Below are 26,392 nucleotides of genomic sequence, written 5' to 3' on the forward strand. Positions count from 1 at the left end.
GCGGCTTGGTTTTGCAACCCTTAAAGGCCCCCGCTTTTTTCAGGCGGTGAGACGAGTCTTTTCCGTCACGTCGATCTGGACGACGCGCGCATCATGCACGGTCAATGTGATCGACCCGAAACGCAGTGCTTCAAGAACGCCGCGAACCTTTTCGATGCTGACGGAAATGTCCGCCCGTTGGCCATCTGCGCGGCCATTGCGGGCTAGTTCTGTTGATCGGCTATCACTCATAAGCACCTCATGGCCCGCTTTTATCTCAACTAATTCAATAGACAAAAAAGCAAATATATAGGGCGCCCAAGTTTGCCTTGTCGCGCCCTTTGAAATTCAGCCGATCAACCGCATCGCCGCCAATTTGCGGTCATGTTGATGATGGGCAAGGGGAATGGCTGGCCGCATCTGCCGCATGAGCGAAGCCTGTTCATGTGCGTTGTCGATCAGCCGCTCCAGCAGGGATTGGCCGAAATCCCATGTGCCAAGATTGGCTTCAGCATTGATATGTCCGCTAAAGCCCGCATCCACAAAGCTGCTGCCCCAGTTTTTGGCGATACTGTGGGCGCGTTCGAAGAAGATATAGGGGTCGTTGCGGCTGGCGACGACGATTGATGGGAATGGCAGCTGTGCCCGTGGCGTCGGCCCAAAGCCCCCGATCGTTTCGGGCGTTTCCATCCTGTCACAATCAGGCGGGGCGACCAGCAGCGCGCCTGTCACCGGCCAACCATAAGCCTGGCTTTGCAACGCGCCCCACCAAGCGACGGCGAGGCAACCCAGGCTGTGCGCGGCCAGGATGATCGGTCCTTCAACTTCGCGGATCGCCGCATCAAGTCGAGTGACCCATGCATTGCGGTTTGGGCTGGCCCAACTGCCCAGATCGACACGCTCGCAATCGCCGCGCATACCCTCCCAAAGGGTTTGCCAATGACCGGGGCCGCTGTTGTTGAGACCCGGTATGGTCAGCACGACAGGATTGCGCGCGTCACCCAGATGTCCGAATCGGTCCATGGTTTGATCCTCGTCCAATTACATGTGGGATGTATATTCTATTCTTTAGGTAGACAATGCTTCAGCGACCAAATGTGTCCAAATTTGGGCGACTGGATTCATCTGGGGTTCAGCATTGGAGGAGCGCCGTCAGGGCGACAGCTTCGCCTGTTACCAAGGATATATGAGGCCGTAATAGGAGTAGACGTTGCGGCCATAGGCCTCGTCATATTCCGGCCGCGTGTCCGCCAGATGACGAGGGGCGCTGTCCAGCATCTCCTGGCTTAGATCGACGATATAGCCGCCCTTGCCCGTGTCATAATTCAGCATCGCCCATGGGATGGGGTAATGATCATGGCCGAGGCCGAGAAAGCCGCCAAAGGACAGAAGGGCGTAACGGACCTGACCGCTGCGCTTTTCCACCATGAAGTTGGAGATATGGCCCAACCGTTCGCCTTCGCGGTTGTAGACGGCGGTTCCTTCGACCCGGTCGGATGCGATCAGGTCGCCGGGATTTTCCACTGCCGGATCAGTCATTGTCACCCTCCCGAACAGGAATCAGGCTATGATGATGAAACCGAGCAGGATCAGCGGGGTTCCACTCTTCACGCAGGAGGATGACATGAAGATCAATCGCAGTGGTTCGGCGGTATGGAGCGGCGGCCTAAAGGAAGGCAAAGGCGCGATCTCTACGCAAAGTGGCGCTTTGGATGCGCATCCTTATGGCTATGCCATGCGGTTCGAAGGGGTGCCGGGGTCCAATCCGGAAGAATTGATCGCCGCCGCCCATGCGTCCTGCTTCACCATGGCGCTATCTCTCATTTTGGGGGAGGCCGGGCTGACGGCGGAGAAGATGGAAACGAACGCGGTCGTGACGCTGGAGCAGCAGGAGAGCGGCTTTGCGATAACGGCGAGCAGGCTGACGCTGAAGGCGACCATTCCCGGTGCCGATGATGCCAAATTTCAGGAGTTGGCTGCCAAGGCCAAGGAAAATTGCCCCGTGTCGAAGCTGCTGAACGCGCAGATCAGCCTGGACGCGGAATTGCTAGGCTGAAGCGAAACGGCGGGTGCGGACATGCTCCCGCCACGCAATGTAGAGGCCGCTGGCGATGATGAGCGCTGCGCCTACCCAGGTGGTGTGCATCGGCCACTCGCCCCAGATCAAAAGGCCCAGCAGCGTGGACCAGATGATGGTGCTGTAGTCCATCGGCAGCACCACGGAGACAGGCGCCCGTTTCAGCGCCGCCGTCATGCAAAGTTGCGCGATGCCCCCGGTAAGACCCACGCCGACGAGCATCAGCCAGGTCATGCTGTCATGCGCTTTCCCCACGAACAGCATGAGGATGCCCAGTGGTGGCACGGCAAGAGCGGTGAACCAGAAGACGGTCACTCCCGCCTTTTCCGTTCGGCCAAGGTCGCGCAGCAAGAGGCTGATACAGGCGGTCATGATAGCGCCTGATAGTGCGACGGCGAGGCCAAGGGGAGGAAAGTGCGCCCCATCCGGACGGACCATCACGATGATACCCACAAAGCCGAGCAGGATGGCCGCCCAGCGGTGTGGCCCCGTCGCTTCGCGCAGCAGCAGAGCGGACAGCAGGGTGGCGAAGATCGGCATGGTGAAGCCGATCGCGGTGGCTTCGGTCAGTGGCAGCAGGATGTAGGAGCCGAAGTTGAGAAGCATGCCGGTGAGGCCGAGCACCGTCCGGCTGACATGTGCGCCGAGCCTGTTCGTGCGAACCGAGGGGAGGCCATCGGTCATTGCAACCCACGTGACGATAAGGGGAAGGGCAAAGGCCTGACGATAGAAGATCAGCTCCACCAAGCTGACGCCACGCGTGCCGACGACCTTGCCGAGTGCGAACATGACCGCCATGAACATCATCGCGAGCAGGCGCAGGCCGATACCCATCAACGGATGTTCGTCACGCGCCGGGGGCGGGGGAGGGACCTCCTCCGGCGGACTTATGGGGGCAGGGGGTTGCACGCGGTTCGCTTTAACCGGCGGACAGTATGACGCAACCACCCCGGTGATAATTATCGACTCGTCTTTCGAAAATGTAGCGGCGGAACGGCCACCGCTATCCTGTCGACATGATCAGAGGCAGGCTTCCAGGAAAGGTTGGTCGAAGCCGAACTGGCGAGCCTTGTCGAGCGTATAGGGGCGTAGGCCCATGGAGCGGTATTCGCCGACGATTTTACCGCTGTCATCCTCGTCATGATATTCGAACTTGAACAGTTCCTGGGTGACGATGACGTCGCCCTCCATGCCGATGACTTCCGTGATGTTGGTCACACGGCGCGAACCGTCGCGGAGGCGCTTGACCTGCACGATGAGGTCGACGGAGTCGGCAATCTGCTTGGAAATGGCTTCCTTCGGAATCTTGATGTCGCCCATCAGGATCATGTTTTCCATACGGCCCAGGCATTCGCGCGGGCTGTTGCTATGGAGCGTGCACATGGAGCCGTCATGGCCTGTGTTCATCGCAGCAAGCAGATCGAAGCACTCCGCGCCACGAATTTCGCCCAGGATGATGCGATCGGGGCGCATACGCAGGGCATTCTTGACGAGGTCGCCGATGGTGATAGCGCCTTGGCCCTCCAGGTTCGGGGGGCGGGTTTCGAGCGGAAGCCAGTGCGGCTGTTGCAGGCGGAGTTCGGCCGCGTCCTCAATGGTCAGCACGCGCTCGCCCGGGTCGATCATCTTCGACAGGGCGTTGAGCATGGTCGTCTTGCCCGAGCCGGTGCCGCCTGAAATGACGATGTTCATGCGGGAAGCGCCCGCGATCTTGAGCGCGGTCGCCATCTTCGGGCTCATCGCACCCCATTGGGCCAGCATGTCGATGGTGATCGGCTTGGCGGAAAATTTACGGATCGAGATGGCCGTCCCGCGCAGGGACAGCGGCGGTACGATGACGTTGACGCGGCTGCCGTCGGGCAGGCGGGCGTCGGCCAGCGGGGTGGTCTGATCGACGCGGCGGCCGACCTTGTTCACGATGCGCTGGGCGATCTGGAACAGATGCTCTTCATCGCGAAACTTGATAGGCGCGATCTGAAGCTTGCCCTTCTTTTCGATATAGGTCTGCTCCGGGCCGTTGACCATAATGTCGGTCACTTCCGGGTCGGACAGCAGCTCTTCTAGCGGGCCGAGGCCCAGCAGTTCATCGACCAGCACCTTTTCCAGCGCAAATTGTTCGCGGCGGTTGAGGGTGAGCTTGAGCTCCGCCAGCACCTCCATGATGATCGGGCGGAATTCTTCGGCCAGTTCATCCTTGCTGAGCGTCGCGGCGGCTTCCGGATCGACGCGTTCGAGCAGGCGCGGGAGGACCTGTTCCTTAATCTTGTGGACGGAGGCTTCGAAGCCTTGAGGGCCTGTGTCGGCTACATGTTCGGCGTTGGCGCGATCAGACAAGCGCTGCAATGCGTCGGCGTTGCGCTGCATCTGGCTGGTGGGCGCCGACAGCGGATCGACCGGGCTGTCGGCGGCGGGCAAGGGAGCCATATCGAGCGGGGGGAACTGGTCGCCGCCTCGTGCTTCCTCACGTGGGGCGCCACCCTGCATTGGCCGGGCTACACCGAATCCCGGCTTGATGCCGGCAGGTCCATTTTTCCGTCCAAACGCGCTCATAATTCTCCGCCGCGATATTCCGTAGGATTCGTCTGCCGGAACAGGCTGATCCAAATTGGCTGCAATGGTGAATAAGGCGGAAACTTTGACAAATGGCTAATGGCGCTGAGGGTGGCCCAGGTGACCGGCGGCGGGCCTCGCGTCCCGATAAGAAAAAGGCCGCGCTCCTGTTGGGAGGCGGCCTTTCCAATTAACCGGCGGATTAGCTTTTGCGCGTCAGCCCGCATGCTCCGCGAGGACGGTCAGGCCCTTTTCGTTGACTTCAGCGAAGCCGCCCTGGACGGGGATGATTTCGGGGGCGGCGCCCGCGCTCGCGAAAATCTGGATCGCGCCATCGCGAACGGTGGACATGAACGGCGCGTGGCCTTCCAGCACGCCGAAGTCGCCATCGGTGCCGGGGACGACCACCTGATAGACCTCTTCCGAGCGGACGAGCTTTTCCGGGGTCACGAGTTCGAAATGCAGTGCCATTTTCGCTTCCTTAGCCCCTCCCTTTCAAGGGAGGGGTTGGGGTGGGTCGATTGCGAAGCAATCGTTGCAAACTTTTCGGGATAGATCGAAGCTCGCTTCGCTCGCGGCCCACCCCTTAATTCCCTTCCGCTGGCGGGAGGGGAAACATTTGGTAGCTTACGCCGCTTCGGCAGCCAGCTTCTTTGCCTTTTCGATGGCTTCGTCGATGCCGCCGACCATGTAGAAGGCGTTTTCGGGCAGATGGTCATATTCGCCTTCGACCACGGCCTTGAACGACTTCACCGTGTCTTCGATCTGGACGAACTTGCCCGAGATGCCGGTGAAGACTTCGGCGACGTGGAAGGGCTGCGACAGGAACTTCTGGATCTTGCGAGCGCGGGCGACGGTGAGCTTATCTTCTTCCGACAGCTCGTCCATGCCCAGGATCGCGATGATGTCCTGAAGCGACTTGTACTTCTGCAGGATCGACTGGACCGCGCGGGCCGTGTCGTAATGTTCCTGGCCCACGGTGCGCGGTTCGAGGACGCGGCTGGTCGAGTCCAGCGGATCGACCGCCGGATAAATGCCGAGTTCCGAAATGGCGCGGTTGAGAACGGTAGTAGCGTCCAAGTGCGCGAATGAGGTCGCGGGCGCCGGGTCGGTCAAGTCGTCCGCGGGGACGTACACGGCCTGAACCGAGGTGATAGAACCCTTGTTGGTCGATGTGATGCGCTCCTGCAGCGCCCCCATGTCGGTTGACAGAGTGGGCTGATAGCCCACGGCCGAAGGAATACGGCCGAGCAGAGCCGACACTTCCGCGCCCGCCTGGGTGAAGCGGAAGATGTTGTCGACGAAGAACAGCACGTCCTGGCCTTCCTGGTCGCGGAAATATTCCGCGATGGTCAGGCCCGACAGGGCGACGCGAGCGCGGGCGCCCGGGGGCTCGTTCATCTGACCGTAAACCAGAGCCACCTTCGAGCCTTCGCTGATCGCGTTGCCGTCGGCGTCCTTGGCGATAACGCCCGCGTCGAGGAACTCGTGATAAAGGTCGTTACCTTCACGGGTACGCTCACCGACGCCCGCGAACACGGAGGTGCCGCCATGGCCCTTCGCGATGTTGTTGATCAGTTCCTGAATGAGAACCGTCTTGCCGACGCCCGCGCCGCCGAACAGGCCGATCTTGCCGCCCTTCGCATAGGGGGCGAGAAGGTCGATGACCTTGATGCCGGTGACCAGGATCGAGCTTTCGGTCGACTGGTCGACGAATTCAGGCGCTTTGGCGTGAATTGGCGCGGTCAGCGTGGTGGCTACCGGGCCGCGCTCGTCGATCGGCTCGCCGACGACGTTCAGGATGCGGCCGAGCGTGGCCGGGCCGACAGGAACGCTGATCTGCGCGCCGGTGTCGGTCACTTCCTGACCACGGGTCAGACCGTCGGTCGAGTCCATCGCGATGGTGCGGACGGTGTTTTCACCCAGATGCTGGGCGACTTCCAGAACAAGGCGGTTGCCGTTGTTGCTGGTTTCCAGCGCCGAGAGAATCGCGGGGAGCGCATCGGGGAAGGTCACGTCGACGACAGCGCCGATGACCTGCGAGATGCGGCCTACATTGTTGGTGGTTGCCATGACTGCTTCCTTGCGTGCGTGATCTTAGAGGGCTTCGGCGCCCGAGATGATTTCGACCAGTTCGGTGGTGATCGCGGCCTGACGGCTGCGATTATACTGGATGGTGAGCTTGTTGATGAGGTCGCCTGCGTTGCGGGTCGCATTGTCCATGGCGGTCATCGATGCGCCCTGTTCGGACGCGTTGTTTTCCAGCAGCGCCTTGAAAATCTGCACCGTGATGTTGCGCGGCAGCAGGTCGTCGAGGATCGCTTCTTCGCTTGGTTCATATTCGACCGTCGCGGGGATAGCGTTGCGATCCGCGTCTTCGGGGATCTTGACCGGGATGATCTGCTGCTCCGTCGGGATCTGGGCGAGGGCCGATTTGAAGCGCGAGAAGAAGAGGTGCGCTACGTCGAACTTGCCGTTCAGATACATGTCGGTCAGCTCATGCGCGATCGCTTCGGCCTGAGCATAGCCCGGTTCCTTCGCACCGGTCGTCTCAAACTGCGCGACGATCATGCCGGGGAAGGTGCGGTTGATGACCGGACGACCCTTACGGCCGATCAGGTAGAAGCGCACGGTCTTGCCCTGCTGGATCAGCTCGTCCGCCTTGGCGCGGGCGGCCTTGACGATGTTCGCGTTGAACGCGCCGGCAAGGCCACGGTCGGAGTTGGCGACGACCAGCAGGTGGACGTCATCCTTGCCGGTGCCGGCGAGCAGCGGCGAGGCGCCTTCGCCCGAGCCGCCGGCGATCTTCGACGCCAGCGAAGCGACTACGGCTTCCAGACGGCTGGAATAGGGGCGCGCGGCTTCGGCGGCGGCCTGCGCCTTGCGCAACTTCGCGGCGGCGACCATCTGCTTCGCCTTGGTGATCTTCTGGGTCGATTTCACCGACCCGATGCGGATCTTCAGTTCCTTGAGGCTGGCCATATACCGTCTCGTTTAATCCTGTTCCGTCATGCCAGCGAAGGCTGGCATCTCAGGCCGTCAGGTCGGACCTATCCGGCCTGAGACCCCAGCTTTCGCTGGGGTGACGGCTAAATATTAGGCGAAGGTCTTGCCGAAGCTGTCGAGCGCGGCCTTCAGCTTGGCCTTGGGCTCGTCGCCCAGGTCCTTGCTGTCGCGGATCGCGGCGAGCACGTCGGCATGGTCGTGGCGCAGATAGGCGAGCATCAGCTCTTCGTAACGCGTCACGTCCTTGACCGGCACGCTGTCGAGATAGCCGTTGGTGCCAGCGAAGATCGAAGCGGTCTGCTCTTCGAAGGGCAGGGGCGAGAACTGGGCCTGCTTCAGCAGTTCAGTGAGGCGCGCACCACGGTTCAGCAGCTTCTGGGTCGAAGCGTCGAGGTCCGAACCGAACTGGGCGAAGGCCGCCATTTCGCGATACTGGGCCAGCTCCAGCTTGATCGAGCCGGAAACCTTCTTCATCGCCTTGGTCTGCGCGGCGGAACCGACGCGCGACACCGACAGACCCACGTTAATGGCCGGACGGATGCCCTGGTAGAAGAGGTTGGTTTCAAGGAAGATCTGGCCGTCGGTGATCGAGATCACGTTGGTCGGGATATAGGCCGACACGTCGCCCGCCTGCGTTTCGATGATCGGCAGCGCGGTCAGCGAGCCGTTGCCATTGGCGTCGTTCATCTTCGCAGCGCGTTCCAGCAGGCGGCTGTGGAGATAGAAAACGTCGCCCGGATAGGCTTCGCGGCCCGGAGGACGACGCAGCAGCAACGACATCTGACGATAGGCGACAGCCTGCTTCGACAGATCGTCATAGACGATGACGGCGTGCATGCCGTTGTCGCGGAAGAATTCGCCCATGGTGACGCCGGTATAGGGCGCCAGATACTGAAGCGGCGCGGGCTCCGAAGCGGTCGCGGCGACGACGATCGAATATTCCATCGCGCCATTTTCTTCGAGCTGCTTGACGATCTGCGCGACGGTCGAGCGCTTCTGGCCGATCGCGACGTAGATGCAGTAGAGCTTCTTGCCCTCATCGTCGCCCGCGTTGATGCCCTTCTGGTTAATGAAGGTATCGATCGCGACAGCAGTCTTGCCGGTCTGACGGTCGCCAATGATCAGTTCGCGCTGGCCACGGCCGACGGGGACGAGAGCGTCGATCGCCTTCAGGCCGGTCTGCACGGGTTCGTGCACCGACTTGCGGGGGATGATGCCCGGAGCCTTCACTTCAACGCGCTTGCGCTCAGTGTACTGGATCGGACCCTTGCCATCGATCGGGTTGCCGAGGCCATCGACCACGCGGCCCAGCAGGCCCTTGCCCACGGGCACGTCCACGATGGTGCCGGTACGCTTGACGGTGTCGCCTTCCTTGATCTCGGCGTCCGAGCCGAAGATCACGACGCCGACATTGTCGGCTTCGAGATTGAGCGCCATGCCCTGCACGCCATTGGCGAACTCGACCATTTCGCCCGCCTGGACGTTGTCGAGGCCATGGACGCGGGCAATGCCGTCACCCACGGTCAGCACGGAACCGACTTCGCTCACCTGCGCTTCGGTGCCGAAATTGGCGATCTGGTCCTTGATGACCTTCGAAATTTCTGCGGCGTTGATATCCATGTTCAGCCTTTCATCGCCTGGGCGAGACTATTCAAACGGGTGCGGATGGAGGAATCGATCATCTGGCTGCCGATCTTTACGACCAGCCCGCCCAGGATCGCGGGATCGACTTTGGCTTCGAGCGCGACGTCGCGGCCGACGCGGGTGCGGAGGTTTTGCGCAAGCGCGGTGATCTGGTTCGAATCGAGCGGATGCGCGCTGGTCACTTCCGCGCGCACCTCGCCCTTGTGATTCGACAGCAGCGTTTCATAGGCGCGGATGACGGCGGGCAGCTGTGACAGGCGGCGGTTCGCGGCGAGGACGCCAAGGAACTTCGTCGTCAGCGCGTCGATGCCGATGGATGCTGCCACCGCTGCGATCGTCTTTCCAGACGCGTCGCGGCTCAGCACGGGATTGTTGATGAGGCTTTTGAAATCAGCCGATTCGGCGATAGCCGCCTTGATCGCACCGAGGCTGGCCGCCACGGTGTCGAGGGCGTTGCCGTCGCGAGCCAGATCGAACAGCGCAAGCGCGTAGCGTCCGCTGAGGCTGGCCTGAATGCCGCCGGTAGTCTCCACGCGCTTACCGTCCTCCATTGAGTTCACTGGCACTTGATTTGCCGGTCATGCAAAAAGAGGGGCGCGGTCTTATCCGTCCCGATCCCCTGTCGCCCGGCCGGTTAGCAGCGGCTTTATGACTATGCAAGTCATGGAACGCGATTCCGTCACAAGGATGGAACGGAGACGATTGGACGGCGCTTTCCCCCGCGCGATTTTGATCAGTTTGCAGGGTCGGGGGGAGCGAGGCGGCCCTTGCGGCAATGATAGACCAGGCGTTCGTTGGGTTGCGCGGGCAGCAGGGACGCAAGATCGCTTCGCAGGGCGGCGATCCGGGCGAGCAGATCGGGATCAGTCCCGCACGCCTTGATCGGGCCGTCCTTCAACAAGGCGCGAGCCTTGTCCATCGCATCGCCATCCGGCAGCCAGCGCTGAACGCGCAAGGTGCCGGTCGCCGGATCGAAGCGGCTGACGGTGATGAAGTTGCCCGAATCCGGGACGGTGGCGCGCTCCCATTCATTGCCTGCGCTGACATATTGGCTGTTGCCGTTGGCGCAGCCGGTGCCGGTCCAGTTGAAGGGAATGTCGTTGGCCTCCGACACGGTGAGGCGGCTGCGGTTGAGGTCGACCGCGCAGACATTGTCGCCTTCCCACGCATAGGCATGGTTGCCCGCCACCCTGCCGTCGTCGGGCAGTTTCACGCGCTCATCCACGCTGGAGAAGCTCGGCCGCAGCAGAAACAGCGCGAAGGCGCCCAGCAGCAGCAGGCCGCCGCCCGCCAGCGACCATGTCGCGCGGCGTTCGCGACCCTGGCTGTAGAAGAGGCCGCCCGCGCCGAGCCCAAGCACCGCCAGCGCCAGAAGCACGGCCGCGCCTGCCATCGCATTTTCGCGGCCAGAGATGACTTCGCGTTCCGCCGCGTCGCGGGCCTTGCCCAGCGCGGCTTCGCGCGCGTCGGCCCGGGCGCGCTCCGACTGTTCGCTCTGTTGCGCTTCGCGCTGGGTTAGGGCCGCTTCGGCGGCGTCGGCTTCGGCCATGGAGCGGCAGGGAACGACGGTGCGCAGGGAGGAAACGCCCGCCTGCCGGAGGAAAGACGCGATCTCTCGCCAGGACACGGCGAAACCGAATTCCGCGTCATTGCCGTCCGAGATGGACCCGAAGCTGTTGACGCCCAACACCCGGCCGCAATCGTCGACGAGCGGGCCGCCACTGTTCCCGGCGGCGAGGGGGGCGGTGTGGAGGATGGTGTCGAAGCTGTGGCTTGACCGGCCCGACGACACGTTGCCGCTGGTCTTTACCGTGCCGAGCGGCTCTACCATTTCCTTGAGGCCAAGGCCCTGCGCCCGATCGACTGTGCCGGGATAGCCGATCGCAGTCACATGCTGCCCATCGCTGACGGCACCGGCGTAGAAGGTGCTGACCGGCAGGCGGCCTTCCTCAAGCTGGATGAGCGCGAGATCGTTGCCGGGGGAGTAGGCGATGACGCGGCCGCCATAGCTTTTGCGGCCTTCAGAAGGGACGACGCCGATGACGAGGTTTTTTTCCTCGCGGGTCAGTTCGACGACATGGGCATTGGTCAGCACCTTGTCTGGCGCGACCGCAAAGCCGCTGCCATGGCCGACGAAATAAGCCTCACTGCCGTCCGTCGCCACGATGGCGATGCGGACGACGCCGCGCGCGGCGGCGGCGATGTCCTGCTGTTCGGCGCGCGCTGTCGCGGGCAGGGCGAGGGCGAGCAACAGGCAGAGGCGGCGGAAGAATTCGACCATGATGCGGCGCATTCATATGGTAAAGTCTGGCTGAGGCAATCGGGAAATGCTTTGGGCGCAAGAGGCGGGAAGGCTGGCCCGATCGCGCCTGTTATCCCATATGCATGAACCAGATGACCGAAGTTTCCACCTCGACGCCGCTGCCGATGGATGACGATGCCTGCTGGAACGCGTTCCTGCGGCGCGATCGGGACGTGGATGGGCAGTTTGTGGGCGCGGTCCTGACCACCGGCATATATTGCAAGCCAAGCTGCGCGGCGCGGCATCCCCGGCGGGAGAATATGATCTTCTTGCCTGATCCTGCTTCCGCGAGGGCGGCGGGCTTTCGCGCTTGTCTGCGTTGTAGGCCGGATGAGGTCGGGCGGGATCGGTTGGCGGTTGAAGCGGCCAAGGCTTTCATTGCCGGGTGCGAGGCGGTGCCCTCGTTGGACGAGGTGGCAGCGCATGCGGGCTATGCGCCGCATCATTTTCATCGGCTGTTCAAGCGGGATACGGGCCTGACGCCTGCTGCTTATGCGCGGTCGCTGCGTGCCGAGCGGCTGAAGGCGGCTCTGGAGGAAGGGGGCAGCGTAACCAGTGCGATTTATGATGCGGGCTATAATGCGCCGAGCCGGGCCTATGCCGATGCGGATCGGCATTTGGGCATGACGCCGAGTGCGTGGAAGGATGGCGGGCGCGGCGTCACCATCCGATTTGTGGTGGTGGGGAGCAACCTTGGGCCGGTGCTGGTCGCGGCGACCGATAGGGGATTGTGCCGGATCAGCTTTGATGAGGATGAGGGCGATCTGCGGTGGCGCTTCCCCAAGGCGGAAATCGTGCCCGGAGATGCGTTGCTGGATGCGCTGGCGGCGCAGGTGGTGCGGCTGATCGAGAACCCGGCTGAACCTTTGGATTTGCCGATGGATGTGAATGGCACGGCTTTCCAGCAAGCGGTTTGGGCTGCGTTGAGGGCGATTCCGGCGGGAGAGACGCGGAGCTATGGCGAGATCGCGGCGGCGATTGGGAGGCCGGGGGCGGTGCGGGCTGCGGGGACGGCTTGCGGGGATAATGGGTTGGCGGTCGTCATTCCCTGCCATCGGGTGTTGCGGAGCGATGGTAGCCTTGGTGGCTATGCCTATGGGTTGGAGCGGAAAAAGGCTTTGTTGGAGAGGGAGCGCGGGGGCGAGTGAGGGTGGCGGCTTGCGGACCTTCTTCTCCCCTCCCGCAAGCGGGAGGGGCCGGGGGTGGGGCTGCAACATTGGCGGTGTTCATCAAAGGCTAGTCATGGAGCTCGCTTTGCTCGCGCCCACCCCTAGCCCCTCCCGCCTGCGGGAGGGGAATGGTTCAGCCGTTCCATCACCGCTCGTCGCTCCGCTTTGCTCATGCCGCGCCAGCGCCTGATTTCCTCGGTCGTGCGGCCGCAGCCGGTGCAGATGCGGCCTGCTTTGTCCAGCTTGCAGATGTTGACGCAGGGGCTCTCCATAAGCGTTCAGGCCATCACATGAAGCTGTATGGATCGACATCCACCGCGACCCGCGTCCCTGATTTCCAGGTGATATTATCCAGCCATTCGCGGATCGCCGCCTGCACGTCGATCTGGCGGCTGGCGTGGATCAGCAGGCGGTGGCGGTGGCGGCCGCGCAGGACGGAGAGGGGCGCGGGGGCGGGGCCATAAACACGCATGCCGTCGATCAGCGGGGCGGACTTGCCGATCAGGCGGGCGACCTGCGCGGCTTCGTCGGCGTCCTCGCTGGAGACGATGATCGCGGCGAAGCGGCCGAAGGGCGGGGCGTTGGCGCGGCGGCGATTCTCCGTCTCCACCTCGTAGAAGCGTTCAGAATCGCCCGCGATCAGCGCCCTGATGACTTCTGATTCGGGCATGCGGGTCTGGATGAAGACGCGGCCCGGTTTCTGCCCACGGCCCGCGCGGCCTGCGACCTGCACGATTTGCTGGAAGGTACGTTCGGACGCGCGCAAGTCGCCGCCTTCCAGGCCGAGGTCGGCGTCGATCACCCCCACCAGCGTCAGGTTGGGGAAGTGATAGCCCTTCGTCACCAGCTGGGTGCCGATGATGATATCGACCGCGCCCGCCTCGACCGACTTTACGAACTCGGCGGCCTTGGCGGGTGACCAGAGCGTGTCGGAGGTGACGATGGCGGTGCGTGCCTGAGGCCAGAGCGCCTTTACCTCGTCCGCGATGCGCTCGACGCCGGGGCCGCAGGCGACGAGGCTGTCCTCCTCCTTGCACTCCGGGCAGAAGCGGGGCGAGGGGATGACATGGCCGCAATGGTGGCAGGCGAGGCGCTTGGTCAGGCGGTGTTCGACCATCCATGCGGTGCAATTGGGGCATTGGAAGCGATAGCCGCAGTGGCGGCACAGCGTCAGCGGCGCATAGCCCCGGCGGTTGAGGAAAAGCAGGCTTTGTTCGCCTTTCTCCATCGTTTCGTCGATCGCGCGGATCAACGGCGGCGCGATCCAGCGCCCGCGCTCTGGCGGATCGGTGAGGAGGTTGATGCCCTCTATGCCAGGCATTTCCGCGCCGCCGAAACGGGAGGGCAGCTTGATTTCGCGATAGCGGCCAAGTTCGACCTGATGCCGGGTCTCGATGGCGGGGGTGGCCGATGCGAGGATGACCGGGAATTTTTCCATGAGCCCGCGCATCACGGCGACGTCGCGGGCGTGGTAGTGGACGCCGTCTTCTTGCTTGAAGCTCGCCTCATGCGCTTCATCGACGACGATGAGGCCGAGATTGGGATAGGGGAGGAAGAGGGCGGAGCGGGCGCCGACGACGACGGCCGCTTCGCCTGATGCGATAGCGCGCCAGGCGCGACGGCGTTCGGATTGGCGCAGGCCGCTGTGCCAGCTGATGGGGACGGTGCCGAAGCGCTTTTCGAAGCGTTCGAGGAAGGGTTCGGTCAGGGCGATTTCGGGCAGGAGGACCAGCACTTGCCGTCCTTCACGGATGGCTGCGGCGATGGCTTCGAAATAGACTTCGGTCTTGCCGGAGCCGGTGACGCCGTCGAGAAGGAAGGGGGCGAAGTCGCGCTGACGTACTGCGTCCACGAACTCGGCGGCGGCGTTGGCCTGGCCGTCGGATAGTTGCGGCGGTGCATGGTCGGGGTCAGGCCGGGGGAAGGGCGTGTCGATGCTGACTTCCACCGCTTCCAGAGCGCCTGCCTTTACGAGGCCCCGGATCACGGCGTCGCTGACCCCGCCGATCAGCGCCAGTTCACGGATCAGCCCCTGCCGATCGCCGATGCGCTCCATCGCCTGGGCGCGTTGGTCGGTCATGCGCCCCTGAAGTTCTTGGCCCGGCAGGTCGCCGGTCGCGCGATATTCGATGACGGTGCGGGCGCCCTCCAGCGCCGACATGGACGCCAGCGTCATGCGCAGGACCGAGGCGATAGGGGCGAGATAATAGTCCGCCGTCCACTCGATCAGGCGGCGCAGGCTCTCAGGGATCGGGGGTGCGTCGACTGGCCCCACGATGTTGCGCAGGCGGTTGTCGCCGACGCTATCTACATCGGGGAAGCTATCCTCATCCCACACCACGCCGATGATTTGCCGTGGGCCGAGCGGCGCTACGATGATGCTGCCCGGCTGCACGTTCATGCCATGGGGCACGCGATAGTCGAGCGGCCCCAGGGCAGCGTTCAGCAGGATGACACGGGCGCGCGAACTCATCTGCCCCTCCCTATCGGCTGAGAGGCAAGAGGCAAGGCAGCGCGTTCAGATTTTCCAGCTGAGCGTCAGCCAGGGGATGTGGGCTACGGCATCCGGACGGTCGTCGCGGAAGGTCTGCTGGCGCATGTAGAGTAGCTGCGCGTCGAGCGACTTGCTGAGTGGTTGGCGCAGGCCGATTTGCTGGCGCATGACGGCGAGGCCGGTCTTGTCGCTGGGCTTGGCGCGGTTGAGGTGGAAGAAGAATTCGTTCGCGGCGATCAGGACAGGAGCTTTTGATGAGCCGAGCGGAATGGATGCCTGCACCCGTTGGCGCAGCCGCCAGCTTGCCCGGTCGGCGGTGTCGAAGAAGCGCTGTTCCATACGGGTGCGGGCCAGGAAGATGCCGCGCGTGAAGGTGGCCTGCTGGAACAGGCGCAGTTCCTGTTCTGGGCCAGAGTGGAAGTAGGCGATGCCGCCGCCGATCTGGACGCCTTTGACGAGGCGGTGATCGAGCAGGACACGGGCTGTCTGCTGATCGCCATTGGAGCTATCGCGGCGGAAACGCTGGCTGAGATCGAGCGTGATCGTGTCCGCCGGGGTGGCGGTGACGACAAGCGATTCGGTGATCCAGGCTTGCGATTCTTCCGTTGCGGCGGTGGCCGACGTAGCAGCGAATGCCGCCAACAGGGTGAGTGCGCCCGAAATGTGGCGTGGGCGCAGATAGCGGTGCATCGGTCAGTCCTTTGGAAAGGTGCGGCCGTCATAATGTTACGGAGCTGTTTCCGTAAAGCCTGTCGCTGGCAATAATGGCTAAACCGGGGATCACCCGCTAAAGGGGAGCCGATTCGCACATCCCGCCCCGGAGCAGACCCATGAAGTTCTTCGTCGATACCGCCGACACCAACGAAATCCGCGACCTTGCCGCCACGGGCCTGCTCGACGGCGTGACGACCAATCCCTCGCTTATCCACAAGTCCGGCCGCAAGTTCGTGGAAGTGGTCGAGGAAATCTGCGGCATCGTTGATGGCCCGGTTTCCGCCGAAGTCGTCGCGCTCGACCATGAGACGATGATGAAGGAAGCCGCCGTCCTGCGGAAGATCGCGGACAATGTCTGCATCAAGGTGCCGCTGACCATCGACGGCCTCAAGACCTGCAAGGCGCTGACCAGCGATGGCGTGATGGTGAACGTCACGCTGTGCTTCTCGGCCAATCAGGCGCTGCTGGCGGCCAAGGCGGGCGCGAGCTTCATTTCGCCCTTCGTCGGCCGCCATGATGATAATGGCTTTGATGGCATGCAGCTGATCGAAGATATTCGCCTGATCTACGACAATTATGCGTTCGATACCGAGATTCTGGTGGCGAGCGTTCGGCATCCTATCCATGTGCTGGAAAGCGCGAAGATCGGCGCCGACGTGATGACCGCGCCGCCTTCGGTCATCAAGGCGCTGTTCAACCATGTGCTGACCGACAAGGGAATTGCAGGCTTCCTGGCGGATTGGGAGAAGACCGGGCAGTCGGTTCTTTAAGGTTCACGACATCTTCCACCGTTCGCCCTGAGCCTGTCGAAGGGCTTTCCTTTTCTGAAAATGCGAAGGAAAGGGCTTCGACAAGCTCAGCCCGAACGGAGGGGGCGTGCTTTCTCCGCTTGGTTCGCAACCTCTCGGCTCTCGCATCATTCTCTCCATGAAGGAGAGGTGCGATGTTCGTCGCGGTCTATTGGTGGCGGGTGCATCCGGGGAAGGAAGATCAGTTCCGGGCGGCGTGGCGGCGTGGGACTGACCTGATCCGCGAAAAATATGGCAGCTTTGGTTCGCGGCTGCACCGGGATGCCGATGGGCGCTTTGTCGGCTATGCGGAGTGGCCGGACGAAGAGACCTGGCGTGCCGCGTTCGACCAGAAGATGGTCTATGACGATCCGGAGACCCGCGCCGCCTTTGTCGATGCGATCGCGGAAGTGCCAGCTGATGCTGACCCGATCTTCACCATGACCGTGACGGACGACTTGCTGATGCGAGGACGGCCGGGTGACAGCCCACTCGATGGCGAATAGGAACGGCCTCGACTTTGGCTGGGGATTCCTCGCCGCCGCGATACTGATCGCCGGGTTGCTGATGCTGTTGCTCGGCTGGCGTCTGTAAGGGAAGATGGCGACCCCGACAGGATTCGAACCTGTGACCATTCGCTTAGAAGGCGAATGCTCTATCCAGCTGAGCTACGGGGCCGCATTGGCGCTTCGATAGCGGGGCTTGTGCCCGCGCGCAATCATGCCTGCCATTGCATTTGTGCGGCGGGCCGATATGCAAGGGCGCATGACCGATTTGGGGGTTCGGAAAATCGATGCACAGGCGCTCTCTGTGCGGCCGATGCGCTATTTCGATTTCTTCATCGCGGCGTTCGTCGCCATATTGCTGCTGTCGAACCTGATCGGGGCGGCGAAGCTATCGACGGTTGGCGGCTTTACCTTCGGCGCTGGCATCCTTTTCTTTCCGCTCGGCTATGTGCTGGGGGACGTGCTGACGGAGGTCTATGGCTATGCCCGCGCGCGGCGATGCGTGTGGGCGGGCTTTGGCGCGATGCTGTTCATGGCGCTGATGAGCTGGGTGGTGGTGAAGCTGCCTCCGGCGGAGGGCTGGCCGGACCAAAAGGCTTATGAAGCGGTTTTCGGCAATACCTGGCGCATCGTCTTCGCCTCGCTGGCCGCATTCTGGGCGGGGGAGTTTGCCAACAGTTTCGTGCTGGCCAAGATGAAGCTGCTGACGCAGGGCAAGCATCTGTGGATGCGGACGATCGGGTCTACGATCGTTGGGCAGGGTGTGGACAGCCTGCTTTTCTATCCGCTGGCTTTTGTCGGCGTGTGGAGCAATGCGCAGGTGCTAACCGTGATGGTCACCAACTGGATGTTGAAGGTGACGTGGGAAGCGATGCTGACACCCTTGACCTATCTGGTGGTGAACAGCCTGAAGCGCGCTGAGGGGCTGGACGTCTACGATGAGGGGACGGACTTCACGCCGTTCCGGACGCGGATTTAGCTGACATGTGTTCCTGCGCAGGCAGGAACCCAGCTCCTCCGATTGAACGGGTTCCTGCCTGCCCAGGAGCACGGCTTCTTGCCTGGTCAGGGGTATCGCGCCTCAACAAAATATAGCCCATCGGGTGGCGCGTTGAGGCCCAGCGCAGCTCTGTCCTTTGCGTCTCGGGCAGCGCGCATGTTGGCTATCGACCAGCGACCCATGCCGACCAATGCCAGGCAACCGACCATCGAGCGCACCTGATGGTGGAGGAAGGAGCGCGCCTCGGCATGGATGGCGATGCGGTCGCCTTCGCGCTGCACGTCGAGGCGGTCGAGGGACTTCAGCGGGCTTTCCGCCTGGCAATGGGCCGATCGGAAGGTGGTGAAGTCGTGGCGGCCGACGAGCAGTTGTGCGGCTTCCTGCATGGCGTCGGTGTCGAGGGACTGGATGACGCGCCAGACCAGACCGCTCTCGAAGGTGAGCGGCGCGCGGCGGTTGGCGATGCGGTAGACATAAGCGCGGCCGATGCAGGAAAAGCGGGCGTGCCAGTCATCGGCTACGGTTTCGCAGGCGAGGATTGCGACGGGATCGGGGCGCAGGAGCGCGTTCATCGCTTCCATCAGGCGGAAGGGAGTGATCGGCTTCTCGATGTCGGCTTGGGCGCGCATGGCAAGGCCGTGGACCCCGGCATCGGTTCGGCCAGCGGCGTGAATCACGGAGCGCTCGCCAGTGACGGCATGGATGGCGTCTTCCAGCGCCTGCTGGACGCTGGGGCCGTGCGCCTGCCGTTGCCAGCCCATGAAAGGGCGGCCGTCAAATTCTACGGTGAAGGCGAAGCGGGTCATTGGGGGTTATATCAGCGAAAATATTGGCGCCGTCATCCCAGCGGAAGCTGGAATCTTGGGCCATGTGGCACGCCGTCTCCTGAGATCCCAGCTTTCGCCGGGATGACGGTTGTGGGGTGAAGTGGGATTAGGCATCGACGCGCGATCCTGCGGGCATGTCGTAGCCGCGGAGGAGTTCGCCCGGCGACATCGCGCCTTTGCCTGCGCGCTGGATCAGGATCGGCCGGATCGCGCCGTGGCCGCAGCCGATGAGCAGGCTGTTGTCGAGCAGTTCGCCGGGCGGACCTTCATGCTCCTCGACATGGGCGGCGAGGATGCGGAAGCGTTCTCCGCGATATTCCAGGAATGCGCCGGGGAAGGGGTTGAAGGCGCGTATCTGCCGTTCGACCTGATGCGCGTCGCGGGTGAAGTCGAGACGGGCTTCGCTTTTGTCGACCTTGGCGGCGTAGGTGACGCCCTCTTCTGGTTGGGGCACAGGCGGGTGTGCAGGGAGGTCGTCCAAGACCTCGATCATCAATTCAGCGCCTGCCTGCGCCAGCTCTGCGGTGAGCGTGCCCGCCGTCTTGTCCTCGATCGGGGTCACATGCTTGGCGCGCATCGGGCCGGTGTCGAGACCCGCTTCCATGTTCATGATCGTGACGCCGGTCACATTGTCGCCCGAGAGTATGGCGCGCTGGATCGGTGCCGCGCCGCGCCAGCGAGGCAAGAGCGATGCGTGGATGTTGAGGCATCCGGAACGGGGGGCGTCCAGCACAGCGCGTGGCAGGATGAGGCCATAGGCGGCCACCACCGCGACATCGGCATTGAGAGCGGCAAAGGCGGATTGCACCTCCGCGTCTTTGAGTGAAATTGGCGTGCGAACCTCGATGCCCATCTGCTCAGCCTGAGCCTGAACGGGGGAGGGGCGTAGCGCCTTCCCACGCCCGGCGGGGCGGGGTGGCTGGCTATATACCGCCACGATCTCGTGCCCGACCTTGGCCAGCGCCACGAGGGCGGGCACGGCGAAATCCGGGGTTCCCATGTAGATGATGCGCATAGTCGCCTCTCAACTCTTTTGACCCCGGACTTGCAAGCCCCTATCTCGGTTCCATGGCTTCTCTCGAGATCGATGCGCTGACGCAGGCGCTGTCCCGTCTGCCGGGCCTTGGCCCACGTTCGGCGCGGCGTGCTGTGTTGCACCTGCTGAAGAAGCGGGAAAGCGCGCTGGAACCGCTGCTGCGTGCGCTTGATGCGGTGAACGACCGGCTGGTTACCTGCGGTTTATGCGGCAATGTCGATACGGTCGATCCCTGCGGCATTTGTGCCGACCCGCGCCGCGACGCTCGCGCGCTGTGCGTGGTGGAAGATGTGGCGGACCTGTGGGCGCTCGACAAGTCGCGGCTTTTTCCGGGGCGTTTTCATGTATTAGGTGGGCGATTGTCGGCGCTGGAAGGGGTACGGCCGGAAGACCTTTCCATCGATGCGCTGGTGACGCGAGTCGAAGCGGGCGGCATTGATGAAGTGGTGCTGGCGATGAATGCCACGCTGGAGGGGCAGACCACCGCGCATTATCTGGCAGAACGGCTGGAGCGCTTTCCCGTTCGGCTGACGCAGTTGGCCCATGGTGTACCAGTAGGCGGTGAACTCGATTATCTGGATGAGGGCACATTGGCGCAGGCTTTGCGGGCGCGGCGGCCTCTTGGGTGAATTTGGCGGTCGCTTGAAAAAGCCCGTCGTTGCGGCTATTTTAACCACATGGCCATTCTTCCAATCCTTGAGGCGCCTGACCCGCGCCTGCGTACCATTTCGTCTCCGGTGGAGGCGATCGATGACGATCTGCAACGCCTGATCGATGATATGTTCGAGACCATGTATGACGCCCCGGGCATAGGCCTTGCGGCGATCCAGGTGGGCGTTCCGAAGCGCGTGCTGGTGATGGATTTGCAGGAGCCCGAATCAGACGAGGAAGGGGCGCCTTCGGTGAAAAAGCCTATGGTGTTCATCAATCCGGAGATTTTGGAGGGTTCGGCGGACCTGTCAGTCTATAATGAGGGCTGCCTGTCGGTGCCGGACCAATATGCCGAGGTGGAGCGGCCCGCGACGATCCGGGCGAGCTGGATGGATCGCGAAGGGCGTATTCATGAGGAGCAGTTGGAGGGCCTGCTGGCCACCTGCTTGCAGCACGAGATGGATCATTTGCAGGGCGTGCTGTTCATCGATCATCTGTCGCGGTTGAAGCGGGACATGTTGATGAAGAAGCTGGTGAAGGCGCGCAAGGCGGCTTGAGACGCCCTGGATAATGTCGCTCGGACGCCTGTGGAGGGCTAGCGGTAGGCGTGAGTGTGACGAGCTTGTAAGACCATCTCGATCGTTGCGCTGGCCCACCCCCTAGCCCCCTCCCGCTTACGGGAGGGGGAACGCATGTGAACGCTCGGCCTTATCCTACCCCATCCGTGTCCAGAGCATAGCCGGCTGAACGCACGGTACGGATGATGTCGCGATATTGGCCGTCGGCGTTGATTGCCTTGCGCAGACGGCGGATGTGGACGTCTACCGTGCGCAGTTCGATGTCGCTGTCCTGACCCCAGACGCTGTCGAGCAACCGCTCGCGCGAGAAGACCCAGCCGGGATGCTCAAGGAAATGCTTGAGCAGGCGAAATTCTGTGGGGCCGAGGGGGATCACCTGGCCGCCGCGACGCACCTTGTGACCGACCGTGTCCATCTCGACGTCCGCGAAGGTCAAAGTCTCGCCAGCCAGCGCCGGGCGGACGCGGCGGAGGACTGCGCCAACGCGCGCCACCAGTTCGCGGGGGGAGAAAGGCTTGGTGACATAATCGTCGGCGCCGGTTTCCAGGCCGCGAACCCGATCTTCCTCCTCACCGCGCGCTGTCAGCATGATGATCGGCACATTGGCCGTGCCGTTCATGCGGCGGAGGCGGCGGCAGACTTCGATGCCGGAGAGGCTTTCGACCATCCAGTCGAGCAGGACTATGTCGGGCACATTTTCCTGCGCCAGCAACAATGCCTCCTCGCCATCGACGGTGTGGGCGACCTCGAAATCCTCGCGCTTGAAATGCCAGATGAGAAGTTCTGCGAGGGCCGCGTCATCTTCAACCAGAAGCATCTTGGCTCTCGCCATATTCAGTCCTCCAGGGGCTGGGTGCCGCCGCGTTCGCGTTCCGGGGCCATCTGGCCGGTCGCGGCGTAATAGACCATCTCTGCGACGTTCGTGGCGTGGTCGCCGATCCGCTCGATATTCTTGGCGATGAAGAGCAGGTGCGCGCACTCACTGATGGTCTTGGGATTTTCGACCATGTAGGTGACAAGGCTGCGGAAGACGCTGTTGTAGAAATCGTCCACCACTGTGTCGCGCTCGATCACCGCCGTGGCGAGATCGGCGTCGCGGGCGGCGAAGGCGTTGAGCGCATCGTGCACCATTTCGGCCGCTACCTGACCCATTGAGGGCAGCAGCGAAACGGGCTCCAGCGTGCGCTGGTTGGCGGCGATCAGGGGCACGCGCTTGGCAATATTCTTGGCATAGTCGCCGATCCGTTCGACCACCCCGACGATCTTCAGTGCGGCGATGACGTCGCGCAGGTCGTTGGCCATGGGCGCGCGCAGGGCGATGACCTGTATCACCAGCTTTTCAACTTCCGCCTCGATGGCGTCGATGCGCTTGTCGTCGGCGACCACCTGCGCGGCGAGCGTCTTGTCCTGCCGCTGGAGGGCAACCATCGCATTCTCGATGGCGGCTTCGGCTCGACCGCCCATTTCGGCGATAAGGCCGCGCAGCTTGTCGATTTCTTCGTCGAACGCCTTGATCGTATGTTCAGCCATATGTCGTCTCTCCGCGGGCATTGATCGTTGATCGATGCTGGATCTTGTTGCGCGATTTCCGAGCCGCCAGATGTTCCATCTGGCTCGAAATCGCTCGGGTCAGCCGTAGCGACCGGTGATATAGTCTTTGGTGCGTTCCTGGCGGGGATTGGTGAAGATGTCCGACGTCACGCCATATTCTACCAGTTCGCCCAGATGGAAGAAGGCGGTGCGCTGCGATACGCGGGCGGCCTGTTGCATATTGTGGGTGACGATGACGATCGCGTAGCGACCGCGCAGTTCGTGGATCAGTTCCTCGATCTTGGCGGTGGCGATCGGGTCGAGCGCCGAGCAGGGCTCGTCCATCAGGATGACTTCAGGCTCGACCGCGATGGCGCGGCCGATGCAGAGGCGCTGCTGCTGGCCGCCCGAAAGCGCGGTGCCGCTGTCGTGCAGGCGGTCCTTCACTTCTTCCCAAAGGCCAGCGCGGCGGAGCGATTTTTCCACGATGACGTCAAGATCCGCCTTTGCATGGGCGAGGCCGTGGATGCGCGGGCCGTAGGCGATGTTTTCATAGATCGACTTGGGGAAAGGGTTGGGCTTCTGAAAGACCATGCCGACGCGGGCACGTAGTTGCACCACGTCCATCGAGGGGGCGTAGATGTCCTCGCCGTCGAGCGTGATCGCGCCTTCGACCCGGGCCGAAGCGACGGTGTCGTTCATGCGGTTGAGCGTCCGCAGAAAAGTCGATTTGCCGCAGCCCGATGGGCCGATGAAGGCCGTCACATTGTCCATGTCGACGTCGATCGAGACGCCTTTGATCGCCTGCTTTTCGCCATAGAAGACCTTCACGTCGCGCGCGGTCATCTTGACTTGGGTGGCGGGCACCAGTGTTTGCGGTTCGTGCATCATTGTTACCACCGTTTTTCGAACTTGTTGCGCAGGTAGATGGCGAGGCCGTTCATCGCGAGCAGGAAGACCAGCAAGACGATGATGGCGGCGGAGGTCTTTTCGACAAAGCCCTTCGAGACTTCGTCGGACCACAGGAAAATCTGCACCGGCAGGACGGTCGCCGGATCGGTGGTTCCGCCCGGCGGCGTCGCGATGAAGGCGCGCATACCGATCATCAGCAGCGGCGCGGTTTCGCCGAGCGCGCGGGCCATGCCGATGATGGTGCCGGTGAGGATGCCGGGCAGGGCGAGCGGCAGGACGTGGTGGAAGACCACCTGGACGGGCGAAGCGCCGATGCCGAGCGCTGCGTCGCGGATGCTGGGCGGCACCGACTTGATCGCGTTGCGCCCCGCAATGACAATGACCGGCATGGTCATGAGCGCCAGCGTCATGCCGCCGACCAGTGCAGCCGAGCGCGGCAGGTGCAGGAAATTGAGGAAGATCGATAGACCCAGCAGGCCGAAGATGATCGAAGGGACGGCGGCCAGATTGTTGATCGACACTTCGATGATGTCGGTCAGCCAGTTCTTGCGCGCATATTCTTCCAGATAGACCGCTGTCGCGACGCCGATCGGGAAGCTGAGCACCAGCGTCACCAGCATGGTGAGAAGCGATCCCTTGAACGCGCCCCAGATGCCGACCTGTGTCGGGTCGGTGCCATCGCTGGCGGACAGGAAGCTCATGTTGAAGCCCGTCGTGAGCAGTCCTGCCTTGTTGAGGCGCTCCACAGCCGCTTCGGCCTCGGGCGAGCCCTCGCTCTTTGCCGCCAGATCGATGGTGGTCGATGCGGGCAGTTTGATGGTCTCGGTACGGCTAAGGACACCGGGATCGGCCTTGATAGCGTCACGCAGAACGACCCAGGCAGTGGGCGACACCCATTCCTCGGCATCCGCGCCCAGCGCCTTTTTCACGACATCGCCCGTCACCATCGGCAGGTTCGCATTGGCGAGCGCCTGATCGGTAATTGCATTCGGATCGAGCAGCAGCGGCGACGCGGGGAAGTCGATCTTGACCGCTATTTCCGTCCGCGTGAAACCGCGCAGGCCGTTGCCCATCATGTTGAAGAGCAGGAAGGCAAGAAAGGCGGCCGACAGTGCCACGGCGAGAAGGCCAGCCGCCTTGAAGCGGCGTTCGGAGGCGTAGCGCCGGGCGATCCGCTTGCGCATCGCGTCCGACTTCCAGTCGGTGGGGAGGCGTTCGGGTGCCATTATTCGTAAGCCTCACGATATTTCTTCACGACCCGCAGGGCCACGATGTTGAGCAGCAGCGTCACCACGAAGAGGACGAGGCCGAGGGCGAAGGCCGCCAGCGTCTTTGCGCTGTCGAATTCCTGGTCGCCGGTCAGCAGTTGAACGATCTGCGTCGTCACGGTGGTGACGCTGGCGAAGGGGTTCAGGGTGAGGTTCGCCGCCAGACCGGCGGCCATCACCACGATCATCGTCTCACCGATGGCGCGGCTGACGGCCAGCAGCACGCCACCGACGACGCCGGGAAGGGCGGCCGGGATCAGTACGCGGCGGATCGTTTCGCTGGTGGTTGCGCCCATGGCGAGGCTGCCGTCGCGCATGGATTGCGGCACGGCCGCGATGCTGTCGTCCGCCATGGAGGATACGAATGGTATGATCATCACGCCCATGACCAGACCAGCGGCCAAGGCGCTTTCCGAAGATGCGCCCTGGATACCGATCGCCACGGCGAGGTCGCGCAATGCGGGGGCCACTGTCAATGCGGCGAAATAGCCGTAGACGACGGTTGGCACGCCCGCGAGCACCTCAAGGATGGGCTTCATCCACTTGCGCACCGTGGGGCTGGCATATTGGGTCAGATAAATGGCGCTCATCAGGCCGAGCGGGATGGCGACGACCATGGCGATGATCGCGCCGATGAAGATCGTGCCCCAGAATAGCGGGACAGCGCCGAAGGCATCGTCATTGCCGTAACCCAGCGCCGCCGATTGCGGGCTCCATTTGGTGCCGAAGAGGAAATCGAACGGGTTCACCATCGAGAAGAAGCGGAGGCTCTGCCACAGCAGCGACACGACGATGCCCAATGTGGTGACGATCGCGAGGAGTGATGCGACAAGCAGCACCGCCATCACGAGCCGTTCGACCCGCGTGCGCGCCCGAAAATCAGGCCGCACGCGAGTGAAGGCATAGGCGCCCCCGGCAAAGGCCAGCACCAGTGCGAGCGCTGCGCCCGCCGTGCCATATTTGCCGATGGCGTCCTTATAGGGTTGGACAAGGCCCTGCGAGAGCGGGTTGAACGCTCCCGATTGCGAACCGCTGGCGATCGCTCGCGCTTCGCCCAATATGGCCGAGCGCGAGAAATCATCTGCTGGCAGGCTGTGCGCGGCCGGGCTGCTCAACACTTGCTGAGTGACGAGCCCGGGCGCGACGTTCGCCCAGACGGCGAGAAAGATCGCCGCCGGGATGAGCGTCCAGAGCGCGACATACCAGCCATGATAGCCAGGAAGGCTATGCACGGCGTCGCGGCGGCCCGAAGCGCGAGCGGCGGTTTGCAGCCGCAGCGCGCGCGTCCGGGCACTGACCCAGGCGATGGCGCCCAAGCCTGCCAGCAGCAGGAAGATTGCAGGACCTGTCATATTTTCCGC

The 26,392-nt window shown here is 62.9% G+C and carries 28 protein-coding genes and 1 tRNA gene; 7 read left to right on the forward strand and 22 right to left on the reverse strand.

Annotation, left to right across the window (positions count from 1 at the left end; translation table 11 throughout):
• Positions 1-39: 39 nt before the first annotated feature.
• The 3 genes from AC6JBC_RS05050 to AC6JBC_RS05060 form a co-directional block, all read right to left on the reverse strand.
• Positions 40-231: a YezD family protein gene (locus AC6JBC_RS05050; RefSeq protein WP_464787008.1), complete on the reverse strand. Its 192-nt coding sequence runs from the start codon at positions 229-231 to the stop codon at positions 40-42.
• Between the two features lie 96 nt (positions 232-327).
• Complete coding sequence (locus AC6JBC_RS05055; protein WP_464787007.1) at positions 328-1,002, reverse strand: RBBP9/YdeN family alpha/beta hydrolase; 675 nt, start codon at positions 1,000-1,002, stop codon at positions 328-330.
• A 150-nt stretch (positions 1,003-1,152) separates the two neighbouring features.
• Complete coding sequence (locus AC6JBC_RS05060; protein ID WP_498025738.1) at positions 1,153-1,518, reverse strand: PRC-barrel domain-containing protein; 366 nt, start codon at positions 1,516-1,518, stop codon at positions 1,153-1,155.
• 85 nt (positions 1,519-1,603) lie between these two features.
• Here AC6JBC_RS05060 and AC6JBC_RS05065 point away from each other — a divergent pair, with 85 nt between their 5' ends.
• A complete protein-coding gene (locus AC6JBC_RS05065; protein ID WP_464787005.1) occupies positions 1,604-2,035 on the forward strand; it encodes an OsmC family protein in 432 nt (143 codons plus the stop codon).
• On the opposite strand, the gene AC6JBC_RS05070 is transcribed toward AC6JBC_RS05065, so the two are convergent.
• From AC6JBC_RS05070 to AC6JBC_RS05105, 8 genes are all read right to left on the reverse strand, one after another.
• On the reverse strand, positions 2,027-2,890 hold the full coding sequence (locus AC6JBC_RS05070; protein ID WP_498025740.1) for a DMT family transporter: 864 nt from the start codon (positions 2,888-2,890) through the stop codon (positions 2,027-2,029). The genes AC6JBC_RS05065 and AC6JBC_RS05070 overlap by 9 nt on opposite strands.
• Before the next feature lie 186 nt (positions 2,891-3,076).
• The gene (locus AC6JBC_RS05075) at positions 3,077-4,606 is read right to left on the reverse strand and encodes a TadA family conjugal transfer-associated ATPase (RefSeq protein WP_498025741.1); all 1,530 of its coding nucleotides are present in this window, start codon (positions 4,604-4,606) and stop codon (positions 3,077-3,079) included.
• Positions 4,607-4,822: 216 nt separating this feature from the next.
• Positions 4,823-5,077 carry an ATP synthase F1 subunit epsilon gene (locus tag AC6JBC_RS05080; RefSeq protein WP_449473518.1) on the reverse strand — a complete coding sequence of 85 codons (255 nt, stop codon included), beginning with the start codon at positions 5,075-5,077 and terminating at the stop codon, positions 4,823-4,825.
• A 156-nt stretch (positions 5,078-5,233) separates the two neighbouring features.
• Complete coding sequence (atpD, locus tag AC6JBC_RS05085; protein WP_464777811.1) at positions 5,234-6,679, reverse strand: F0F1 ATP synthase subunit beta; 1,446 nt, start codon at positions 6,677-6,679, stop codon at positions 5,234-5,236.
• Positions 6,680-6,703: 24 nt separating this feature from the next.
• Positions 6,704-7,588 (reverse strand): F0F1 ATP synthase subunit gamma, encoded by an 885-nt coding sequence (locus AC6JBC_RS05090; protein ID WP_460986206.1) that lies wholly within the window; start codon positions 7,586-7,588, stop codon positions 6,704-6,706.
• A gap of 114 nt (positions 7,589-7,702) precedes the next feature.
• Positions 7,703-9,232, reverse strand: coding sequence for a F0F1 ATP synthase subunit alpha (atpA, locus tag AC6JBC_RS05095; RefSeq protein ID WP_464787001.1), 1,530 nt, complete (start codon positions 9,230-9,232; stop codon positions 7,703-7,705).
• Positions 9,233-9,234: 2 nt separating this feature from the next.
• Positions 9,235-9,789 (reverse strand): F0F1 ATP synthase subunit delta, encoded by a 555-nt coding sequence (locus AC6JBC_RS05100; protein ID WP_460986204.1) that lies wholly within the window; start codon positions 9,787-9,789, stop codon positions 9,235-9,237.
• Between the two features lie 200 nt (positions 9,790-9,989).
• A complete protein-coding gene (locus AC6JBC_RS05105; protein ID WP_498026004.1) occupies positions 9,990-11,537 on the reverse strand; it encodes a S1C family serine protease in 1,548 nt (515 codons plus the stop codon).
• A gap of 104 nt (positions 11,538-11,641) precedes the next feature.
• Between AC6JBC_RS05105 and ada the strand changes: the two genes are divergently transcribed.
• On the forward strand, positions 11,642-12,706 hold the full coding sequence (gene ada / locus AC6JBC_RS05110) for a bifunctional DNA-binding transcriptional regulator/O6-methylguanine-DNA methyltransferase Ada (RefSeq protein WP_498025743.1): 1,065 nt from the start codon (positions 11,642-11,644) through the stop codon (positions 12,704-12,706).
• Positions 12,707-12,828: 122 nt separating this feature from the next.
• Here the strand turns inward: ada and AC6JBC_RS05115 are convergent, their stop codons facing one another.
• Genes AC6JBC_RS05115 through AC6JBC_RS05125 form a run of 3 tightly spaced genes read right to left on the reverse strand, consistent with a single transcriptional unit; the run spans position 12,829 to position 15,911 of the window.
• Positions 12,829-12,999 (reverse strand): DUF1289 domain-containing protein, encoded by a 171-nt coding sequence (locus AC6JBC_RS05115; protein WP_498025744.1) that lies wholly within the window; start codon positions 12,997-12,999, stop codon positions 12,829-12,831.
• A 14-nt stretch (positions 13,000-13,013) separates the two neighbouring features.
• The gene (locus AC6JBC_RS05120; protein ID WP_498025745.1) at positions 13,014-15,200 is read right to left on the reverse strand and encodes a primosomal protein N'; all 2,187 of its coding nucleotides are present in this window, start codon (positions 15,198-15,200) and stop codon (positions 13,014-13,016) included.
• Between the two features lie 45 nt (positions 15,201-15,245).
• The gene (locus AC6JBC_RS05125; RefSeq protein ID WP_498025746.1) at positions 15,246-15,911 is read right to left on the reverse strand and encodes a DUF2490 domain-containing protein; all 666 of its coding nucleotides are present in this window, start codon (positions 15,909-15,911) and stop codon (positions 15,246-15,248) included.
• A gap of 140 nt (positions 15,912-16,051) precedes the next feature.
• Here AC6JBC_RS05125 and fsa point away from each other — a divergent pair, with 140 nt between their 5' ends.
• Together fsa and AC6JBC_RS05135 are read left to right on the forward strand one after the other, a co-directional pair.
• Positions 16,052-16,705, forward strand: coding sequence for a fructose-6-phosphate aldolase (fsa, locus tag AC6JBC_RS05130; protein WP_498025748.1), 654 nt, complete (start codon positions 16,052-16,054; stop codon positions 16,703-16,705).
• A 173-nt stretch (positions 16,706-16,878) separates the two neighbouring features.
• The gene (locus AC6JBC_RS05135; RefSeq protein ID WP_498025750.1) at positions 16,879-17,229 is read left to right on the forward strand and encodes an antibiotic biosynthesis monooxygenase family protein; all 351 of its coding nucleotides are present in this window, start codon (positions 16,879-16,881) and stop codon (positions 17,227-17,229) included.
• A gap of 95 nt (positions 17,230-17,324) precedes the next feature.
• Here AC6JBC_RS05135 and AC6JBC_RS05140 read toward each other — a convergent pair.
• Positions 17,325-17,401 (reverse strand) — tRNA-Arg (locus AC6JBC_RS05140).
• Positions 17,402-17,488: 87 nt separating this feature from the next.
• Here AC6JBC_RS05140 and AC6JBC_RS05145 point away from each other — a divergent pair.
• Entirely contained in the window at positions 17,489-18,208 is a 720-nt protein-coding gene (locus AC6JBC_RS05145; RefSeq protein ID WP_498025752.1) for a queuosine precursor transporter, read from the forward strand.
• Positions 18,209-18,294: 86 nt separating this feature from the next.
• On the opposite strand, the gene truA is transcribed toward AC6JBC_RS05145, so the two are convergent.
• On the reverse strand, positions 18,295-19,035 hold the full coding sequence (gene truA, locus AC6JBC_RS05150) for a tRNA pseudouridine(38-40) synthase TruA (RefSeq protein WP_498025753.1): 741 nt from the start codon (positions 19,033-19,035) through the stop codon (positions 18,295-18,297).
• A gap of 127 nt (positions 19,036-19,162) precedes the next feature.
• Positions 19,163-20,071 carry a methionyl-tRNA formyltransferase gene (gene fmt, locus AC6JBC_RS05155; protein ID WP_498025754.1) on the reverse strand — a complete coding sequence of 303 codons (909 nt, stop codon included), beginning with the start codon at positions 20,069-20,071 and terminating at the stop codon, positions 19,163-19,165.
• A 53-nt stretch (positions 20,072-20,124) separates the two neighbouring features.
• Here fmt and recR point away from each other — a divergent pair, with 53 nt between their 5' ends.
• A complete protein-coding gene (recR, locus tag AC6JBC_RS05160; protein WP_460986194.1) occupies positions 20,125-20,721 on the forward strand; it encodes a recombination mediator RecR in 597 nt (198 codons plus the stop codon).
• A 48-nt stretch (positions 20,722-20,769) separates the two neighbouring features.
• Entirely contained in the window at positions 20,770-21,300 is a 531-nt protein-coding gene (gene def, locus AC6JBC_RS05165; RefSeq protein WP_449473490.1) for a peptide deformylase, read from the forward strand.
• Positions 21,301-21,451: 151 nt separating this feature from the next.
• On the opposite strand, the gene phoB is transcribed toward def, so the two are convergent.
• The 5 genes from phoB to pstC form a co-directional block, all read right to left on the reverse strand.
• Positions 21,452-22,153: a phosphate regulon transcriptional regulator PhoB gene (gene phoB, locus AC6JBC_RS05170; protein WP_460986193.1), complete on the reverse strand. Its 702-nt coding sequence runs from the start codon at positions 22,151-22,153 to the stop codon at positions 21,452-21,454.
• Positions 22,154-22,155: 2 nt separating this feature from the next.
• Positions 22,156-22,851, reverse strand: a complete 696-nt coding sequence (gene phoU, locus AC6JBC_RS05175) for a phosphate signaling complex protein PhoU (protein WP_196224145.1) — start codon at positions 22,849-22,851, stop codon at positions 22,156-22,158.
• Positions 22,852-22,950: 99 nt separating this feature from the next.
• Positions 22,951-23,739 carry a phosphate ABC transporter ATP-binding protein PstB gene (pstB, locus tag AC6JBC_RS05180; RefSeq protein WP_449474654.1) on the reverse strand — a complete coding sequence of 263 codons (789 nt, stop codon included), beginning with the start codon at positions 23,737-23,739 and terminating at the stop codon, positions 22,951-22,953.
• A gap of 5 nt (positions 23,740-23,744) precedes the next feature.
• The gene (pstA, locus tag AC6JBC_RS05185; protein WP_498025757.1) at positions 23,745-24,989 is read right to left on the reverse strand and encodes a phosphate ABC transporter permease PstA; all 1,245 of its coding nucleotides are present in this window, start codon (positions 24,987-24,989) and stop codon (positions 23,745-23,747) included.
• Complete coding sequence (pstC, locus tag AC6JBC_RS05190) at positions 24,989-26,383, reverse strand: phosphate ABC transporter permease subunit PstC (protein ID WP_498025759.1); 1,395 nt, start codon at positions 26,381-26,383, stop codon at positions 24,989-24,991. Before pstC ends, pstA begins: the two co-directional genes overlap by 1 nt.
• Positions 26,384-26,392: the final 9 nt, after the last annotated feature.

This window comes from Sphingobium sp. RC1 (assembly GCF_059738765.1).